The 18933-nt window shown below is 72.0% G+C and carries 17 protein-coding genes; 15 read left to right on the top strand and 2 right to left on the bottom strand.

Annotation, left to right across the window (positions count from 1 at the left end):
* Nucleotides 1–129 precede the first annotated feature (129 nt).
* Nucleotides 130–1650, top strand: coding sequence for an NCS1 family nucleobase:cation symporter-1 (locus OG456_RS06965; RefSeq protein ID WP_266558278.1), 1521 nt, complete (start codon nucleotides 130–132; stop codon nucleotides 1648–1650).
* Between the two features lie 16 nt (nucleotides 1651–1666).
* Here OG456_RS06965 and OG456_RS06960 read toward each other — a convergent pair whose 3' ends face one another.
* A complete protein-coding gene (locus OG456_RS06960) occupies nucleotides 1667–2320 on the bottom strand; it encodes a hypothetical protein (RefSeq protein ID WP_266558276.1) in 654 nt (217 codons plus the stop codon).
* Nucleotides 2321–2567: 247 nt separating this feature from the next.
* Complete coding sequence (locus tag OG456_RS06955) at nucleotides 2568–3428, bottom strand: AraC family transcriptional regulator (protein WP_266558274.1); 861 nt, start codon at nucleotides 3426–3428, stop codon at nucleotides 2568–2570.
* 247 nt (nucleotides 3429–3675) lie between these two features.
* Here OG456_RS06955 and OG456_RS06950 point away from each other — a divergent pair, with 247 nt between their 5' ends.
* The 14 genes from OG456_RS06950 to OG456_RS06885 all read left to right on the top strand — a co-directional run bounded on the left by OG456_RS06950 (nucleotide 3676) and on the right by OG456_RS06885 (nucleotide 18920).
* On the top strand, nucleotides 3676–5325 hold the full coding sequence (locus OG456_RS06950) for an ABC transporter substrate-binding protein (protein WP_266558272.1): 1650 nt from the start codon (nucleotides 3676–3678) through the stop codon (nucleotides 5323–5325).
* A gap of 56 nt (nucleotides 5326–5381) precedes the next feature.
* Entirely contained in the window at nucleotides 5382–6335 is a 954-nt protein-coding gene (locus tag OG456_RS06945; RefSeq protein WP_323136394.1) for an ABC transporter permease, read from the top strand.
* A gap of 53 nt (nucleotides 6336–6388) precedes the next feature.
* Nucleotides 6389–7210, top strand: a complete 822-nt coding sequence (locus tag OG456_RS06940; protein ID WP_266569099.1) for an ABC transporter permease — start codon at nucleotides 6389–6391, stop codon at nucleotides 7208–7210.
* Nucleotides 7207–8238, top strand: coding sequence for an ABC transporter ATP-binding protein (locus OG456_RS06935; RefSeq protein WP_266558268.1), 1032 nt, complete (start codon nucleotides 7207–7209; stop codon nucleotides 8236–8238). The genes OG456_RS06940 and OG456_RS06935 overlap by 4 nt, the downstream gene beginning before the upstream one ends.
* Nucleotides 8235–9281: an ABC transporter ATP-binding protein gene (locus OG456_RS06930; protein ID WP_266558266.1), complete on the top strand. Its 1047-nt coding sequence runs from the start codon at nucleotides 8235–8237 to the stop codon at nucleotides 9279–9281. The genes OG456_RS06935 and OG456_RS06930 overlap by 4 nt, the downstream gene beginning before the upstream one ends.
* A 19-nt stretch (nucleotides 9282–9300) precedes the next feature.
* A complete protein-coding gene (locus tag OG456_RS06925; protein ID WP_266558264.1) occupies nucleotides 9301–11154 on the top strand; it encodes a gamma-glutamyltransferase family protein in 1854 nt (617 codons plus the stop codon).
* 116 nt (nucleotides 11155–11270) lie between these two features.
* Nucleotides 11271–12122 (top strand): inositol monophosphatase family protein, encoded by an 852-nt coding sequence (locus OG456_RS06920; RefSeq protein ID WP_266558262.1) that lies wholly within the window; start codon nucleotides 11271–11273, stop codon nucleotides 12120–12122.
* 169 nt (nucleotides 12123–12291) lie between these two features.
* Nucleotides 12292–13701 (top strand): NAD(P)/FAD-dependent oxidoreductase, encoded by a 1410-nt coding sequence (locus tag OG456_RS06915; protein ID WP_266558260.1) that lies wholly within the window; start codon nucleotides 12292–12294, stop codon nucleotides 13699–13701.
* On the top strand, nucleotides 13698–14213 hold the full coding sequence (locus OG456_RS06910) for an O-acetyl-ADP-ribose deacetylase (RefSeq protein ID WP_266558258.1): 516 nt from the start codon (nucleotides 13698–13700) through the stop codon (nucleotides 14211–14213). Before OG456_RS06915 ends, OG456_RS06910 begins: the two co-directional genes overlap by 4 nt.
* 88 nt (nucleotides 14214–14301) lie before the next feature.
* Entirely contained in the window at nucleotides 14302–15768 is a 1467-nt protein-coding gene (locus tag OG456_RS06905; RefSeq protein WP_266558256.1) for an AlkA N-terminal domain-containing protein, read from the top strand.
* A gap of 13 nt (nucleotides 15769–15781) precedes the next feature.
* Nucleotides 15782–16270 (top strand): methylated-DNA--[protein]-cysteine S-methyltransferase, encoded by a 489-nt coding sequence (locus OG456_RS06900; protein ID WP_266558254.1) that lies wholly within the window; start codon nucleotides 15782–15784, stop codon nucleotides 16268–16270.
* Nucleotides 16271–16568: 298 nt separating this feature from the next.
* Complete coding sequence (locus tag OG456_RS06895) at nucleotides 16569–17204, top strand: hypothetical protein (RefSeq protein ID WP_266558252.1); 636 nt, start codon at nucleotides 16569–16571, stop codon at nucleotides 17202–17204.
* A 107-nt stretch (nucleotides 17205–17311) separates the two neighbouring features.
* Nucleotides 17312–17539 carry a ferredoxin gene (locus OG456_RS06890; protein ID WP_266558250.1) on the top strand — a complete coding sequence of 76 codons (228 nt, stop codon included), beginning with the start codon at nucleotides 17312–17314 and terminating at the stop codon, nucleotides 17537–17539.
* The gene (locus OG456_RS06885) at nucleotides 17529–18920 is read left to right on the top strand and encodes an NAD(P)/FAD-dependent oxidoreductase (RefSeq protein ID WP_266558248.1); all 1392 of its coding nucleotides are present in this window, start codon (nucleotides 17529–17531) and stop codon (nucleotides 18918–18920) included. The genes OG456_RS06890 and OG456_RS06885 overlap by 11 nt, the downstream gene beginning before the upstream one ends.
* Nucleotides 18921–18933: the final 13 nt, after the last annotated feature.

Below are 18933 nucleotides of genomic sequence, written 5' to 3'. Positions count from 1 at the left end.
CCTGAGCCCCATCTCGGTACACCCCGTCACCCCGTCCTCCCCGCCAGGGTCCCCACCGCCCGCACCCGCACGGCCCGTTCGCACCTCCCCGCTGTCCGAGCCCCCGGCTCCCGAACGAATGGCCTGCTCATGACCGACACCGCGCCACCCACGCTGCCCGCGGGCGGCGGCATCGACCTCAGCGCCGACGCCTACCCCTCCGACAGCCGCTACGCCAACGACGACCTGCGGCCCGTTCCCCTCGCCGAACGCCGCTGGACCACCTACAACTTCGTGGCCCTGTGGATCGGCATGGCCCACTGCATCCCGTCCTGGACCCTCGCCTCGGGCCTCGTCGCGCTGGGCATGGACTGGAAACAGGCCGTCCTCACCATCGCCCTCGCCAACGTCATCGTGCTCCTGCCGATGCTGCTCACCGGGCACGCGGGACCCAAGTACGGCATACCCTTCCCCGTCCTCGCCCGCGCCTCGTTCGGCCTGCGGGGCGCCAATCTGCCCGCGCTGATCCGGGCGGCGGTGGCCTGCTGCTGGTTCGGCATCCAGACCTGGATCGGCGGGCAGGGCGTGTTCGTCCTGCTGGGGAAGGTCTTCGGCGGCTGGGCCGACGTGTCGAAGGTCGGCGGCTACCCGTGGACCCTGTGGCTGTGCTTCGTGCTCTTCTGGGTCCTCGAACTCGCCATCATCTACCGCGGCATGGACACCCTGCGCCGCTTCGAGAACTGGGCGGCGCCTTTCGTCCTCGTGGGCGCGGTCGTCCTGCTCGTGTGGATCGCGAACAAGGCGGGCGGCTTCGGTACGCTCCTCGACGAGCCGTCCCAGGTCGGCTGGGGCGCCGACTTCTGGAAGATCTTCTTCCCCGGCCTCATGGGCATGATCGGCTTCTGGAGCACACTCAGCCTCAACATCCCGGACTTCACGCGCTTCGGCAAAGGCCAGCGCGCCCAGGTCTGGGGGCAGACCCTCGGCCTGCCGACGACGATGACGCTGTTCGCCCTGATGTCCGTCCTGGTGACGTCCGGATCCGAGAAGGTCTACGGCGCCGCGATCTGGGACCCGGTCGCGCTCGCCGGCAAGACCGACAACGTCTTCGGCCTGCTGTTCGCGCTCATCACGGTCTTCGTCGCGACCATCTCCGTGAACATCGCGGCGAACGTCGTCTCACCCGCGTACGACCTGGCGAACCTCGCACCCAAGCTCATCAACTTCCGCACCGGCGCACTGATCACCGGGGTCATCGGCGTCCTCGTCATGCCGTGGAAACTGACGTCCACGCCCGAGCTGTACATCTTCACCTGGCTCGGCGTCGTCGGCGGACTGCTCGGCACCGTCGCCGGCATCCTCATCGCCGACTACTGGATCATCCGCCGCACGGTGCTCCACCTCGCCGACCTGTATCTGCCGAACGGCCGGTACTGGTACTCGGGCGGCTGGAACTGGAACGCGGTGGTCGCCTTCGCCGTGGGCGGCGTCCTCGCGGTCGGCGGTTCGTACTCGACAGTCGACGCGAAGGGCGCCAAGCAGGGCCCGTTCCCGGTGGACGGCCTGATCCCGTTCCTCAAGCCGCTGGCGGACTACGGCTGGGCGGTCGGGCTCGGGTCATCGCTGATCCTCTACGTGGCTCTGACCAAGGCGCGCGGGGCCCGGATCTAGCCGGTACCCGCCCGACTCAGCTGGATTTCTTGCCGGTCAGCGCCGCCACCGCGTCCCCGGCCGCCTTCAGGGCGCCCTTGTAGATGCCGTCCGTCGGGGGTGCGCCGTGGGACTCGAAGTTGCTGCCGTTGTAGGTGACGGTCACCAGGGCGTTGCCGGCCCTGACCGTCACCACGGCCTCCCGGGTGTTCTGCTTGTCGTGCGTGGTGAGGGCGACGGCGATCCTGGCCTCGTCACCGAGGCCGGGCGCCGCTTCGCCCTTGCCACGCACGGCGAAGGAGGTGTTCGCCGCGGCGGCCGACTCCTTGATCTCGAAGGAGACGTCGAGCCAGCGGTAGTCGTAGTCCTTCAGCGCGCTCCACGAGCAGCCGCGGCGCAACGAACGGTCGGCGGCGGCCAGTTCCTTGCCCGCCGGGTCGGCCTTCGGCACCAGGTCCGCGACCGTGTTCGCCGTGACGGCGGAGCACGGCTCGGGCGGCTTGTCGTAGGCGCGGCTCGTCGAGGACCCCGCCGACTGCGCGGCACGCTTCGGCGAGGGCTGCGGGGCGGCGGCGGGCTGCGCGGACGAGTCCGCCATCGGGCCGGACGTCCAGGCCCAGCCGGCGCACGCGAGCACCACGACCGGCAGGACCCGCACGGTCAGCGCGAGGGGGAGAGGGAGAGAACGCACGGCGTACGCCCCTTGTGCGAGGGGGAGGGGACGCCAGTGTCACACGAGTTGCCCCGTGGCAACACCGCCCCCTTGCCCCTCATGCGTCTCACGCGCAGTTCAGTACGTCCGCACCGCCGCGCCTTCACCCCAAAGGGGTGGTCCGCGTACGCGGTCAGGGCCAGTCGTGTTCGCCCAGGAGTCGGGCCTGGTCGCGGCACGCACACGGTGACCCGCGGGGCGCTTCCGGTTCGAGCCCGTACGGGGACTACTCCCGCTCGACCGGGATCCACAGCTGCGCGTCCGCCTGTGCCGCGTCGGGTGACAGGCGTGTGCTGAGGATCTCGGGGCCCGGCCTGCTCCGGTAGGGGTTGGACGGGAACCACTGGGTGAACACGTCCCGCCACAGATGCTGGAGGGTCAGCGGGAACGGGCCCGAGCTGTCGAAGACGGCCCATGTGCCGGCCGGGACGGCGAGGGTGTCCAGGTCGTCGGGGCCGGCGGCGGAGGCCACCACCGCGTGGTAGTAGTCGAGTTCGGTGCCCTCCGCGCGGCTGGGGTCGAGGTCGTCGCTCACCGAGACGATCCCCTCGGGCTCCTGGTCGGACAGCGCGTGGATCCGGCGCACGGTCTTCTTGTCGATGCCCCTGATGAAGTCGGCGATCGCCGGATTCACGCCCTCGTGGACGAGGGGGACCCGTGCCTTCCTGCCGACCACGTGGAACTCGGGCTTCTCCATCACTCGGTATCGCATGGTGCTGCTCCCTTCGACGATGAGACGGAAGGACATCCGGGGCTGGGACCGCAGGGCCGCACCGGTCCGCCTGGCCTCGCCGGGGCCCACGCCGTGCAGCCCCCGGAAGGCCCGTGCGAACGCCTCGCCCGAGCCGTAGCCGTAGCGCACCGCGATCTCGAGGAGCGTCGGCTCCCCGGCGAGCACCTCCGCGCCCGCGACGGTCAGCCGCCTGCGCCGGATGTACTCGGAGAGCGGCAGCCCCGCGAGCGCCGAGAACATCCGCCGGAAGTGGTACTCCGACGTCGCCGCGATCCGGGCCAGATCGGCGATGTCGATCCGCCGGTCGAGGTGGCGCTCGATGTGGTCCATGGCCTCGTTGAGCCGGTCAAGCACCCCGGGCTCCTTCCTGTTGACATCGCTCACGCTAGGGAGGACCCATGGTCGCGGACCCGACATCCTGTGCCCGTTCCGGTCGGACGTGCCCGTTCCGGCCGCTTGGGACCTTGTGACCTTCTTTGTCGGGGCCGGTTATTCAATCTTCATCAAATGTGTTCCGCCATGCGGACAACCCCCTTGCCTGTGGACTGTATGCGAAATACGTTCTGCGGTATTCCTTGATCACACACGGATCATCCACAGGATGTCCCGCACACTCGTCCCCTGGCGGAGGTATCTCCTCGTGCGCCGAACAGCTGTTGCCGTCACGGCAGTTGCCCTGGTGTTGTCCACAACGGCGGGCTGCGGCTCCCTCCAGTCCTCGGCCACCGAGGTCGGCGGGGAGCGCATGACCGACGACCGGCCCGTACGGGACGGCGGCACGCTCACCGTCGCCCTCAACGCGGACCCGGACAAACTCGACCCCTCGCTCGCCCAGACCCTCGTAGGCCGCACGGTCTTCGCCGGAATGTGCGAGAAGCTCTACGACGTCGACGGGGCGGGCAAGGTCGTCCCGCAGCTCGCCACCGCCCTGCCGAAGACCTCGCCCGACGGCCGCACCGTCACCTTCTCCGTCCGCAAGGGCCTGAAGTTCAGCGACGGCACCGCCCTCGACGCGGCCGCCGTCGTCACCTCGCTGCTGCGCCACCGCGATCTGCCGGGATCGGCCCGTGCCACCGAACTCGCCCCGCTGAAGGCGGCCGAGGCCACCGGCGCGTACACCGTGAAGCTCACCCTCAAGCAGGCCTACGTCCCGCTCACCGCCGTGCTCGCCGACCGCTCCGGCATGGTGATGTCCCCGGCCGCGCTCAAGAAGTACGGCAAGAACTTCACCAACCACCCCTCCTGCGTGGGCCCGTTCAAGTTCGTCGAGCGCGTCGGCGGCGACCGCATCGTGCTCGCCAAGGACCCGAACTATTACGACGCGCGCGACGTCCACCTCGACAAGGTGATCTACAAGCCGATCCCCGACGGCAGCGTCCGCCTCGCCAACCTCCGCTCCGGCGACATCCAGGTGGGCGACCAGATGGCCCCCGTGGACGTGAAGAGCGCGCTCACCGAGCCCAAGCTCCAGCTGTTCAACTCGCCCTCGCTCGGTTACCAGGGCATCGGGCTCAACGTCGGCAACGTCAAGGGCCTCGGTGAGAAGCCCGGCAAGCTCGACACCCCCCTCGCGCGCGACGTGCGCGTGCGGGAGGCCTTCGAGCTGTCCATCGACCGCGACCTGATCAACAAGGTCGTCTTCCAGGGCATGTACGAGCCCGCCTGCGGGCCCGTCTCACCCGAATCCGCCATCGCGCCCGGCGTCGCGGCCTCCGCCTGCCCCAAGCGCGATGTCGCCAAGGCGAAGCGGCTGCTCAAGGCGGCGGGCGTGAAGACCCCGCTCAAGATCGAACTCAAGACGTCCACCACACCCGAGAACAGCCGTCTCGGCCAGGTCGTCCAGGCCATGGCCAAGGAGGCCGGCTTCGCCGTCTCCCTGCGCCCCACCGAGTACGCGACGATGCTCGAAGAGACCGACTCCGGCCACTACGACGCCTTCACCAGCGGCTGGTCCGGGCGCCTCGACCCGGACGGCAACATCGCGAGCTTCCTGCAGACGAAGGGTGCCATGAACGCCTACGGCTTCTCGGACGACGAGACCGACGCCCTCATCGAGCGCGGACGCACCGAGGCCGACCCCGCTGAACGCGCCAAGATATACGGCGAGTTGACCCGCCGCGCGAACGACGCCCACGCGCTCGTCTACCTCTACCGCCAGAAGAACTACGTCGTCGCAGGGAAGGACGTCGCGGGCATCCGCGTCTACGGCGACGGCCTCGTCCGCGTGAAGGATGCGGGGTACACCAAGTGACGACCAGTGACATAGCCCTGCCGAAGGCGCGTGCCGGCCTCTTCGCGGGGCACCCCATGGCCGCGTACGTGCTGACCCGCGTACGCCAGTCCGTCATCACCCTCTTCCTCGTCTCGATCGTCGTCTTCGCCGGCATCCGCGCGCTGCCCGGCGACCCGGCCCTCGCGCTCGCGGGCGAGGAGCGCAGCCCCGCCGCGCTCGCCGCGATCCGCGCCGAGTACGGCCTCGACGACAACATCGTCATCCAGTACGGCCGGTTCATCGGGCACGCCCTCACCGGCGACCTCGGCACCTCGTCGCGCACCGGCCTGCCGGTCTCCGACGCCATCGGCCAGGCCCTGCCCGTCACCCTCGAACTCGCCGCGCTCTCCCTCCTGCTGGCGGTCGTGCTGGGCATCGGGGCGGGCATCGTCGCCGCCGTCCGCCGCGGCAGGCCCGCCGAGTGGATCGCCAACGGCCTCGCCCTGCTCGGCCTTTCGGTCCCCACCTTCTGGCTCGGCATGGTCCTGGTCCTCGCGTTCGCCATCGCCGTCCCGGTCTTCGCCGCCTCCGGATACGTCCCCTTCGGCACCGACCCGCTCGACAACCTGCGCCGCATGGTGCTGCCCGCGATCGTCCTCGGCTCCGGGCTCGCCGCCGTCGTCATGCGCCAGACCAGGGCCGCGATGCTCGACTCCCTCTCCGCCGACTACGTGCGCACCGCCCGCGCCAAGGGGCTGACGCGCCGCGAGGTCATCGGCGGCCACGCGCTGAGGAACTCCCTGGTCACCGTGGTGACCGTGCTCGGACTCCAACTCGGCCACCTCATCTCGGGCGCCGTCGTCACCGAGCAGATCTTCGTCCTGCCCGGCTTCGGCAAACTCACCATCGACGCCGTCTTCACCCGCGACTACGCGACCCTCCAGGGCGTGGTGCTGTGCACCTCCGCCGCCTACATCCTCATCAACCTGCTGGTCGACGTCGCGTACTCGGTCATCGACCCGCGCATCCGGCTCGGAGGCGCCAAGTGACCACGGCCCTTTCCCTGACAGCTGTCCGTTCGCGTGCCGCGGGCAGCGCCAAACTGCGCGCCCTGCGCAAGAACCGGCTCGCGATGACCGGCGGTGTCATCGCCGGAGTCTTCGTCCTGGCCGCGCTCCTCGCCCCGCTCGTCGCCCCGTACGACCCGGCGCAGCCCGACTTCGGCAACGTGCTCGCCGCGCCCGACTGGTCGCACTGGCTCGGCACCGACGACCTCGGCCGCGACCAGCTCTCCCGCGTCGTGTTCGGCGCCCGCGCGTCCATGCAGGTCGGCGTCCTCGCGGTGATCCTCGCGTTCGTCGTCGGCGTCCCCCTCGGGCTGCTCGCCGGGTACTACGGCAAGGTCGCCGACAGCGTCGTGTCGCGCGTGACCGACACGATGCTCGCGTTCCCGTTTCTGGTCCTCGCCGTCGGTCTCGCCGCGGTCCTCGGCCCGTCCCTCACCAACGCGACCATCGCGATCGGCATCTCGCAGATCCCGGCCGTCATCCGCATCACCCGCGCGGAGACCCTGCGGCTCAAGCACGTCGACTACGTCGCCGCGGCCGTCGCCAACGGGGGAGGGGACGGCACCGTCCTGTTCCGTCACATCCTGCCCAACGCGACCTCGGCGCTCGTCGTCCAGGCCACCGTCGGCATCCCCGCCGCGATCATCGGCGAGGCCCTGCTCAGCTTCCTCGGCCTCGGCGTCCAGCCGCCCGAGCCGTCCCTCGGCGTGATGCTGTCCTCCGCCCAGGCCTTCCTCGCTCCCGCGCCCTGGATGGCGGTCTTCCCCGGCCTCGCCGTCGTCGCCGCGACCCTGGCGTTCAACCTGCTCGGCGACGGCCTGCGTGACGTACTCGACCCCCGTGGAGCGACCCGATGAGCCCGAACCCCGAAGCCGTGCTCAGCGTCCGGGACCTGTCGGTGTCGTTCCGCACCGACGCCCGCACCGTCCACGCCGTCGACCACGTCTCGTACGACCTCGCGGCCGGTGAGGTCCTCGCCGTGGTGGGCGAGTCGGGCTGCGGCAAGTCCGTCACCTCCATGGCCGTCATGGGCCTGCTCCCGCCCACCGCGCACATCACCGGGTCGATCAGGCTCGGGACACGCGAACTCGCGGGCGGCGACGACAAGGCGTACGGGAAGATCCGCGGCAAGGACATCGCGATGATCTTCCAGGAGCCGATGACCTCCCTGAACCCGGTCCTCACCATCGGCCGGCAGATCGGCGAGGTGCTCCGCCGCCACCAGGGCCTGAGCAAGAAGGAGGCACGCGCGCGTGCCGTCGAACTCCTCGACCTCGTGGGCATCCCCGCCCCGGCCCAGCGCGTCGACGAGTACCCGCACCAGCTCTCCGGCGGTATGCGCCAGCGCGTGATGATCGCCATCGCGGTCGCCTGCGACCCGGCCGTCCTCATCGCCGACGAGCCGACCACCGCCCTCGACGTCACCGTGCAGGCAGGCATCCTGGAGGTCCTCCAGTCGCTGCGCGAACGCCTCGGCACGGCGATCGTCCTCATCACGCACGACCTCGGCGTCGTCGCCGACATCGCCGACCGCGTCCTCGTCATGTACGCGGGCCGGCCCGTCGAACAGGCGCCCGTGGACGAGCTGTTCGCGGCGCCCCGCCACCCGTACACCCGCGGACTCCTTTCGGCGGTCCTGCGGCCCGGCGCCTCGGCTGCCGCGGACGGTGGCGGCAAGCGGCGCCTGCCCGAGATCCCCGGCCTCGTGCCGAGCCTCGACTCCCAGCCCGACGCCTGCACCTTCGCCCCGCGCTGCGCCCGCGCCGACGAGCGGTGCACAACGGCCAGGCCCGGCTTCAAGTCCGACACCGACGACGCCGGAGACGGCGCCCCGCACCTGGCCGCCTGCTGGCACCCGAACACCCTCCAGGAGGCCGCACAGTGAGCACCCCGGTCCTGCAACTCAATGCCCTGGAGCGGCACTTCACCGCGTCGGGCGGCACCGTACGCGCCGCCGACGGCGTCACCCTGACCGTCGACCGCGGCGAGGTCGTCGGCCTCGTCGGGGAGTCGGGCAGCGGCAAGTCCACCGTCGGACGCTGCGCCGTACGCCTGGACGAGCCCACCGGCGGCACCGTACGCATCAACGGCACCGACGTGACGACCATGTCCCGGCGCTCCCTGCGCCCCCTGCGCAAGGACTTCCACCTCGTCTTCCAGGACCCGTCGTCGTCCCTCGACCCGCGCATGACCGTCGGACAGATCGTCGCCGAACCGCTGCGGCTGCACGGCGTCGCGAAGGGCGAGGCGGCACGCGCGCGCGTGGCGGAACTCCTCGCCCAGGTGGGCCTGCGCCCCGAGCACGCAGACCGGCACCCGCACGAGCTGTCCGGCGGTCAGCGCCAGCGCATCTCCATCGCCCGCGCCCTGTCGGTCGACCCGGCGCTCCTCGTCGCCGACGAGCCGACGTCCGCCCTCGACGTATCCGTCCAGGCGTCCGTCCTCAACCTGCTCGCCGACCTCCAGCGCGACCGCGGCTTCGGCTGCCTGTTCATCACCCACGACCTCGCCGCCGTCGAGTACCTCGCCGACCGGATCGCGGTCATGTACCTCGGCCAGATCGTCGAACAGGCCCCCACCGCCGAGCTGTTCGCCGACCCCAAGCACCCCTACACACAAGCCCTCCTGTCCGCGGCGCCCGTGCCCGACCCGGTCACCCAGCGCACCCGCGAACGGATCGTCCTCAGCGGCGAACTCCCCAGCCCGCTGGCGCCGCCGCCCGGCTGCCGCTTCCACACGCGCTGCCCGCTCGCCGTCGACCGCTGCCGCACCGAGGTTCCGGCCCTGCGCACCCTGGACAGCGGCCGCGAGGTGTCCTGCCACCTGGTCGCCGACGACGGCACCGCCCCCGACGCCGCGGCACCCCGTCCCGCGGACGCCGACACCTCAGTTCGTACGATCCCTCACAGCCGCCCCGCATCCGCCTGACGCCCGAGGAGCACCACCCTTGTTCACCACCCGGCCGACCCTGCAAGGCACCTTCGGCATGGTCTCGTCCACCCACTGGCTCGCCTCCCAGTCGGCCATGGCCGTCCTGGAGAGCGGTGGCAACGCCTACGACGCCGCCGTCGCCGCGGGCTTCGTCCTGCACGTCGTCGAACCCCACCTGAACGGCCCCGCCGGTGAGGTCCCGATCATCCTCGCCCCCGCCGGCGGGGACGTCAGCGTCCTGTGCGGGCAGGGCGTCGCGCCCGCCGGGGCCACCGTCGCCCACTACCGCTCCCTCGGTCTCGATCTCGTCCCCGGCACCGGCCCCCTGGCCGCCGCCGTGCCCGGCGCCTTCGACGCCTGGATGCTCCTCCTGAAGGACCACGGCACCAAGTCCCTGGCAGAGGTGCTGAGGTACGCCATCGGGTACGCCGAGGACGGGCACGCGCCCGTGGAGCGCGTCGGCGAGACCGTCGAGACCGTGCGCGCCCTCTTCGAGAACGAGTGGCCCTCCTCGGCCGAGGTCTACCTCAAGGACGGCGCCTCCCCGAAGCCCGGGGAGCTCTTCCGCAACCCGCAGCTCGCCGCGACGTGGCGGCGCGTCATCGAGGAGGCCGAGGAGATCGCGGGCGAAGCGGGCGACGCCGGCGACAAGCGTGTCGCCGAGATCGAGGCCGCCCGCGCGATCTGGCGCGAGGGCTTCATCGCCGAGGCGCTCGTCCGGCAGGCCGGCCGGCCCACCATGGACACCAGCGGCACCCACCACACCGGCACGCTCACCGCCGCCGACCTGGCCGGTTGGTCCGCGACCTACGAGGCGCCCGCCACGTACGACTGGAACGGCTGGACCCTGTGCAAGGCCGGCGGCTGGAGCCAGGGCCCCGCCTTCCTCCAGCAGCTCGCCCTCCTTCCCGACGAGCTGCCCGCGTACGGCTCCGCCGAGTACGTCCACCTGCTCATCGAGGGCTGCAAGCTCGCCATGGCCGACCGTGAGGCCTGGTACGGGGACGCGGGCCCCGGGGACGTGCCCGTCGCCGAGCTCCTGTCCGACGAGTACAACGCCGCGCGACGCGCCCTCATCGGCGACAAGGCGTCCCACGAGCTGCGGCCGGGCAGCCCGCGCGGCACCGAACCGCGCATCTCCGCGCACGCGCACGCCGTGGCCGCGGGGGACGACGGGTTCGACGCCATGGGGATCGCGGGCGCCGGAGCCGGTGAGCCCACCGTCGCCAAGAGCGGTGACCAGGAGGTCGCCGCGGACGGCGCGACCCGTGGCGACACCTGCCACCTCGACATCGTCGACCGGTGGGGCAACATGGTCGCCGCGACGCCCTCCGGCGGCTGGCTCCAGTCGAACCCCGTCGCGCCCGAGCTCGGCTTCCCGCTCGGCACCCGTCTGCAGATGGCCTGGCTGGAGGAGGACCTGCCGAACTCGCTCACACCGGGACGCCGTCCCCGTACGACGCTGACGCCCTCTCTCGCCCTGAAGGACGGGGTGCCGGTCCTCGCGTTCGGCACGCCCGGAGGAGACCAGCAGGACCAGTGGCAGGTCCACTTCTTCCTCGCCGTCGCCCTGCGCGCGGCCGTGCGCGGCGGGCTCGACCTCCAGGGCGCGGTCGACGCCCCGAACTGGCACAACGACTCCTTCCCCGGCTCCTTCTACCCGCGCGGCATGCGGCCCGGCAGCGTCACCGTCGAGTCCCGCGTCGGCGAGGACGTCGTGGAGGAGCTGCGCCGCCGCGGCCATGACGTGACGGTCGGCGAGCCCTGGTCGGAGGGCCGCCTGTGCGCCGTCGCCCGCGACCCGGAGACCGGCGTCCTGTCGGCCGCGGCCAACCCGCGCGGGATGCAGGGGTACGCCGTCGGCCGCTGACGGATCAGGCGGTGTACGGACGGATCAGGGGTGGGGTTCCGCGGTTTTCACGGGGATTCCACCCCTCGTACACCGGGCAGGTACGAATTGTCAGTGGAGCGTGCTCTCATGGACGCATGATCGAAGCACAGGCAACGACGGAAAGCATCGACGACTTTCTCGCACACGGGGTCACCGAGGTGGAGCGCGCCGTGCGCGCCGCGGCCGCCGCAGAGGTGATGCCCCGCTTCCGGCAGCTCGCCGAGGGTGACGTAGCCCAGAAGAGCGGCCCGCACGACCTCGTGACCACGGCCGACCGGCTGGCCGAGGAATATCTGACGCGTGAACTGGGCGCCCTGCTGCCCGGCTCCGTCGTGGTCGGCGAGGAGGCGGTGCACGCCGACTACGCGATCTACGACGCGATAGGCGAGGACGCCCCGGTGTGGATCGTCGACCCGGTCGACGGCACCCGCCAGTTCGTCCACGGAGACCCCGGATTCTGCATGCTCGTCGCGCTCGCCCAGCACGGCACGGTCTTCGCCTCCTGGACGTTCGCACCCGCGCTCGGCGAGTTCGCCGTGGCGGTCCGTGGCAAGGGGGCCTGGCTCAACGGCGAGGCGCTGCACGCCGGTTCGCCCGGTGCGGACGAGTCCATCGACGTGGCGACGTCGCACCCCGACTACACGACGGACGCGCAGAAGCGCGACCTCCTGGGCCTGTGGACCGACGGGGTGCGCCCGCGCCCGTGCGGCTCGGCCGGCCTCGAGTATCTGGCCGTCGCCCGCGGCGAGTTGGACGCCACCGCCTTCTCATGGGAAGCGGCTTGGGACCACGCGGCGGGGCTGCTGCTCGTCGAGGAGGCGGGCGGCACACACCTGACGAAGGCGGGCGAGCCCTTCCGGATCACCGGGGGGAACGCACTGCCGTTCACGGCTGCCCGGGACAAGGCCACCGCCCGGCGCGTGGTGGACCTGCTCGGCGGCGAGTGACCCGGCGGCCGGGCGCCTGGCGGGCGCCCGCGCCCATGACCTGCGCCGACCCTCGGCGCACCCCCGCGCAGCCCGTCCGGGATCGCCCCGAGCCCCGGCTCTGTCAGCCCTCCGGCATATCCTGTCGGCCAGTGGCCTCGGCTGACAAAGGAGTCCGAAGGTGCCGTCGATGCTCGATGCAGTCGTCGTGGGTGCGGGACCGAACGGACTGACCGCTGCCGTGGAGCTGGCCCGCCGAGGCCTCTCCGTGGCCGTCTTCGAGGCCATGGACACCGTCGGCGGAGGCGCGCGCACCGAGGAGCTCACCCTCCCCGGATTCCGCCACGACCCGTGCTCGGCCGCTCACCCTCTGGGGATCAACTCGCCCGCGTTCAGGGACATGCCGCTGGACCGGTACGGCCTGGAGTGGCTGCACGCCGAGCTCCCCATGGCACACCCCTTCCCCGACGGCAGCGCGGCCGTACTGTCACGCTCCGTCGCCGAGACGGCCGCCTCGTTCGGGCCGCACGACGCGGGCGCCTACCGCCGTCTCGTCGCACCTCTCCTGCCCAAGTGGGACGCCCTCGTGCGGGACTTCATGGCGCTGCCGCTGACCACCCTGCCGCGCGACCCGCTCACCCTGGCCCGCTTCGGGCTGGCGGGGCTTCCACCGTCCACCTGGCTGATGCGCCGCTTCCGCGACGACCGGGCGCGCGCCCTGTTCTCCGGCCTCGTCGCCCACGCCATCGCCCCGCTCGGCGGCCTCGGCACGGGAGCGGTCGGCCTCGTCTTCGCGCTCGCCGGCCACGCACGCGGCTGGCCCGTCGCCCGCGGCGGCTCACAGTCGATCTCCGACGCGCTCACCGCGTACCTCAAGGACCTCGGCGGAGCCGTCCACACGAACTACGAGGTCAAGCGTCTCGACGACCTGCCGCCCGCCCGCGCCTACATCTTCGACACCTCGCCCACGGCGCTCGCCCGCGTCGCCGGGCTCGGCGGCTACTACGAGCGCTTCCGGTACGGCGCGAGCGTCTTCAAGCTCGACTACGCGCTCGACGGACCCGTGCCATGGACGGCGAAGGAGGCCCGGAGCGCGGGCACCGTCCAGGTCGGGCCCGGCAGCCGTGACATCGCGGCGGCCCTGCGCGCCGCGTCCCGCGAGGGCCGCGCCCCGGACAAGCCCTTCCTCATCACCGTCCAGCCCAGTGTCATGGACCCCTCCAGAGCCCCGGCGGGCAAGCACGTCTTCTGGGCGTACGGGCATGTCCCGAGCGGCTGGGACGGCGACCTCACCGACGCCGTCGAGCGGCAGCTGGAGCGCTTCGCGCCCGGGTTCCGCGACCGGATCCTGGCGCGGGCCACCGCGGGGCCGCCCGAGCTGGCCGCGCGGAACGCGAACTATGTGGGCGGTGACATCGCCTGCGGCGCGGTGAGCGGGCTCCAGCTGCTGCTGCGGCCGAAGCTGTCCCTGTCGCCGTACACGACGCCGCACCCCGCCGTCTTCATCTGCTCGTCCGCGAGCCCGCCGGGGCCGGGCGTCCACGGCATGTCTGGGCACAACGCGGCCAAGGCCGTGTGGAGGAGGATCCGCGCGTCATGACACGAATCACCCTGGTCAAGGGCGACATCACCGCCGAGACCGCCGACGCGATCGTGAACGCGGCCAACTCCTCGCTGCTCGGCGGCGGCGGTGTCGACGGCGCGATCCACCGGCGCGGCGGCCCCGAGATCCTCGCCGAGTGCCGCAGACTCCGCGCCTCGCACTATGGAAAGGGCCTGGCCACCGGACAGGCGGTCGCCACGACGGCCGGGAACCTGGACGCCGGGCATGTGATCCACACCGTCGGCCCGGTCTGGTCCGCGTCCCTGGACCGGTCCGAGCTGCTCGCCTCCTGCTACCGCGAGTCGCTGCGCGTGGCGGCCGGGCTCGGCGCGCGGACCGTGGCCTTCCCCGCGATCTCGACCGGGATCTACGGCTGGCCGCTGGACGACGGGGCGCGCATCGCGGTCCGCACCGTGCGGGAGGTCGCCGGGCCGCCGGTCGAAGAAGTGCGGTTCGTCCTCTTCGACGACAGGGCGTACGCGGCCTTCGCCGAGGCCCTCGCCGACTGACAGCTCTCCGTCGAAGGCTGGACCGGCGCACACATTGATGTCGGATTCTCGCCAGCCGGGGGCGGCGGCCTTCGGCCATGCTTGCCTCATGCACACCGACACCGACCGATGCGTCCGGGCCGTCCAGTCCAAGGACGCCCGCTTCGACGGCTGGTTCTTCACCGCCGTCCTGACGACCCGGATCTACTGCAGGCCCAGCTGCCCGGTAGTGCCTCCGAAGCCCGAGAACATGACCTTCCTGCCCAGCGCCGCGGCCTGTCAGCAGGCTGGATTCCGGGCCTGCAAGCGCTGCCGCCCCGACACGAGCCCCGGCTCCCCGGAGTGGAACCAGCGCGCCGACCTGGTGGCCCGCGCCATGCGCCTCATCGGCGACGGCGTCGTCGACCGCGAGGGCGTGCCCGGCCTCGCCGGACGCCTCGGCTACAGCACCCGCCAGGTCGAGCGCCAGCTCCTCGCCGAGCTGGGCGCGGGGCCCCTCGCTCTGGCCCGCGCCCAGCGCGCGCAGACCGCGCGCATCCTCGTCGAGACGACCGGGCTGCCGATGGCCGACATCGCGTTCGCCGCCGGCTTCTCCTCGATCCGCACCTTCAACGACACGGTCCGCGAGGTCTTCGCGCTCTCCCCGAGCGAGCTGCGCACCCGCGCGCCCAGGAACGGTGCCGTGGCGCCCGGCGCGATAACGCTGCGCCTGCCGTTCCGCGCCCCGCTCAACCCCGACAACCTCTTCGGTCACCTCGCCGCGACCGCCGTACCGGGCGTCGAGGAGTGGCGCGACGGCGCGTACCGGCGCACGCTGCGCCTCCCCTACGGGCACGGCATCGTGACCCTCACACCCGCCCCCGACCACATCGGCTGCCGCCTCGTCCTCACCGACCAGCGCGATCTGACCGTCGCGATCAGCCGCTGCCGCCGCATGCTCGACCTCGACGCCGACCCCGTCGCCGTCGACGAGCAGCTGCGCGCCGACCCGCTGCTCGCGCCGCTCGTCGACAAGGCGCCGGGCCGCCGGGTGCCGCGCACCGTCGACGAGCCCGAGTTCGCGGTCCGCGCCGTGCTCGGCCAGCAGGTGTCCACGGCCGCCGCCCGCACCCACGCCGCCCGCCTCGTCACCGCGCACGGCGAGCCCGTCGACGACCCCGAGGGCGGCCTCACCCACCTCTTCCCCTCACCGGCGGCCCTGGCGGCCCTCGACCCCGAGGCGCTCGCCCTGCCGCGCAGCCGCCGCACCACCTTGACCACGCTGGTGCGCGAACTCGTGGACGGCACCCTCGTCCTCGGCCCCGAGAGCGACTGGGACGAGGCCCGCGACCGGCTCATGGCGCTGCCCGGCTTCGGGCCGTGGACAGTTGAGGTCATCGCGATGCGCGCCCTCGGCGACCCGGACGCCTTCCTGCCGACCGACCTCGGAATGCGGCGCGCCGCACAGGAGTTGGGGCTGCCCCACACCCCGGCCGCGCTCACCGCGCGGGCCGCTTCCTGGCGCCCATGGCGTGCGTACGCCGTCCAGTACCTGTGGGCCACCGACGACCACCCGATCAACTTCCTCCCCGCGTAAGGGACTCGGCACCATGCCCGGTAAACAGCACCACGTCATCGACAGCCCCTACGGGCCGCTCACGCTCGTCGCCACCGACGGCACGCTCAGCGGCCTCTACATGACCGACCAGCGCCACCGCCCCGCCGAGGAAACCTTCGGGGAGCGCGACGGCCGGCCCTTCGGGGCGGTCGTCGATCAGCTGGAAGCCTATTTCCAGGGCGAGTTGAAAGAGTACGACCTGCCGCTGCGCCTCGAAGGGACGCCCTTCCAGCGCAGCGTCTGGGAACAGCTCCAGCGCATCCCGTACGGGGAGACCCGCACCTACGGGGAACTCGCCGAGGCCCTCGGCAACGCGAACGCGTCCCGCGCGGTGGGCCTCGCCAACGGCAAGAACCCCGTCGGCGTCATCGTCCCCTGCCACCGCGTCATCGGCGCGAGCGGCGGCCTGACCGGCTACGGCGGCGGCCTGGAGCGCAAGCAGCGCCTCCTCGACTTCGAACAGGGCGCGGCGCTGTTCTAGCCCATACGGGGTCAGCTCGCCGAGCAGCCGGGGGAGCGTCGTCGCGATCGGTTCGCGCACGACCTCGGCGGCCACGTCCCTCGCCGCCGAGCGCCTGGTCGTCGTACCGCGTCGGCTCGGCGTTCACGATGACGAGCCGCGCCCCGCTGTCCGCCGCGAGGCCCGCGAGTGCGCCATCGCGCCCCGGTACCCATGGCCTGTATGGCGCATCGCCCTCTTCCTCCCGAGTGACCCCGGTGGCGCGAGGTCCGGATCGCTGGTGTCTGTACGAGGAGGACCAGGCAGAAAGCGAGAGACCATGGAGCGAAAACACGAGCGACTCGCGACACCCTGGGCCGCCGGGGTGGCCGGGGTGGTGTTCGCGATCCTGATGGCCGCGGCGATCGTCCTGGTGCGCATCGCTCTGCCCGCCGGCGCCGGCGGGAGCGCAACTGTCGATGCCGGACAGCGCAGAGCCGTGCACACGGCGCTGGAGCTGCTCCCGTTCGCCGGGATCGCCTTCCTGTGGTTCATGGGCGCCCTGCGCGAGCAGGCCGGCGAACGCGAGGACCAGTTCTTCTCCACCGTGTTCCTGGGCAGCGGCCTGGTCTTCGTCGCCACCCTGTTCGGCGCCGCCGCGGCGGCCGGAACCGTGCTCCAGGAGGGTCGGCAGCACTCTCCTTTCGGACTGCACTTCGCCTACGCCCTGCTGACCACGTACGCCATGCGGATGGCAGCGGTGTTCATCATCACGACCTCGACCATCGGCCGCCGACGCGGTACCCTCCCGCGCCCGCTCGTCGTCCTCGGCTACCTGGCGGGCCTTGCGCTGCTCGTGATCGGAGCGAACGTGCCCTGGTCCGAGCTGGTCTTCCCGGCCTGGGCGCTGCTTCTCAGCCTGAACATCCTGAGGGACCGGCGTCCCGCCCGGCCACGGCCGGCCCCGTCGGCCTGAGCCGACCGCACCGCTCACTCGAACGGCTTCCTTCTCGTCGCCGCATCCCGTCCGGCCCCCGAGGGTGGTCACAGGGGCTGACCGGGCCCTTGGAGAGGACCGATCCCGTGGTAAGGATTGCCGTCGACCTGAACCGCTGTCAGGGGTATGCGCAGTGCGCGTTCCTCGCCCCCGAGATCTTCACCATGCACGGCGAGGAGGCGCTGCTGTACGCCCCGGAGGCCGACGAGGCGCACCGCGCGAAGCTGGCCCAGGCCGCCGCAGCCTGCCCGGTCCAGGCCATCCTCGTCGATGCGGTCGACGTACCGGCCGGGGCGGTGTCCGATGCTCGGTGACGGATCCCTGGAACGGCTCAAACGCGAGGGCCGCATCGTCGTCGTGGGCGCCTCGCTGGCCGGGCTGCGCGCTGCCGAAACCCTGCGGGCCGAGGGCTTCGCGGGCTCCCTCACCCTGATCGGCGACGAGCCCCACGAGCCGTACGACCGGCCTCCGCTCTCCAAGCAGGTGCTGCTGGGCAGGGCAGCCGCAGACCGCACCGCGCTGCCCAGGCTCCGATCGGTCGACGCGACCTGGAGGCTGGGTGTCCCGGCCACCGGTCTGGACATGGCCGCGGGGCGGGTGCGGCTGGCCGACGACGACGAGGTGCCGTACGACCGGCTGCTGATCGCCACCGGCGTGCGGGCGCGAGCGTGGCCGCGCGAGGCCGAGGCGGAACTCGACGGCGTCTTCGTCCTGCGGACGCGCGACGACAGCGCCGCGCTGGCGCGGCGGCTCGAGGAGGGACCCAAGCGGGTCCTCGTGATCGGGGCCGGGTTCACCGGTTCGGAGATCGCCTCCGCCTGCCGCGAACGCGGCCTTGCCGTCACCGTCGCCGAGCGCGGCGCGGCGCCTCTGGTCGGCGCTCTGGGCGGGGTGGTCGGCGCGGTCGCCGCCGAGATGCAGCGCGAGCACGGTGTGGACCTGCGGTGCGGGGTCATGGTGACCGCTCTGGAGGGCGATGCCTCGGGACGGGTGCGCGCCGCGCATCTGTCCGACGGCTCCACCGTGGAGACCGACGTGGTGATCGTCTCGCTCGGCGCCATCCGCAACACCGAATGGCTCGCCGGATCCGGACTGGGGGCAGGCCCACGCGGCATCGCCTGCGACGCCGGCTGCCGCGCCTTCGACATCCGCGGAATCGTCACCGACGACATCTATGCGGCGGGCGACGTCGCACGCAGCCCGCACCCCCTGTTCGGCTACCAGTTCCTGTCTCTGGAGCACTGGGGCAACGCCGCCTCCCAGGCCCGGATCGCGGCGCACAACATGATCAGCGAGAGCACCGACCGCATCCCCCACATGGAGGTGCCGGCCTTCTGGTCCTCGCAGTTCGGAGTCAACATCAAATCGGTCGGGGTGCCGTCGCTGGGGACGGAGGTCCTCATCTCGCAGGGAGCGCTCAGGGATCACCGGTTCATCGGCGTGTACGGCTACCAGGGACGCGTCATCGGCGCGGTCGCCTTCGACCAGGCCCGGTGGCTGCCGTTCTACCAGGAGCTGATCGAGACCACCGCGGCGTTCCCGCCGCCGTTCCCCACGGTCGACCGGTGCTCGGACGGACAGCGGCCGCTCGACGCCGACTTCCCCGACCCGTCGGTCCCCACCCACGGTCCCACCGTGACCCTCGGCGGATACTCGCCGGCCGACCGCCGAATGACGTTCACCCCCGCCCACTGACCCGTACGGCCAC

It is taken from the genome of Streptomyces sp. NBC_01446, assembly GCF_026340095.1.
GTDB classification, from domain to species: Bacteria; Actinomycetota; Actinomycetes; order Streptomycetales; family Streptomycetaceae; genus Streptomyces; species Streptomyces aureus.
The sequence above is the reverse complement of the archived record's forward strand: the minus strand, read 5'-3'. Positions and strand labels throughout refer to the sequence as shown.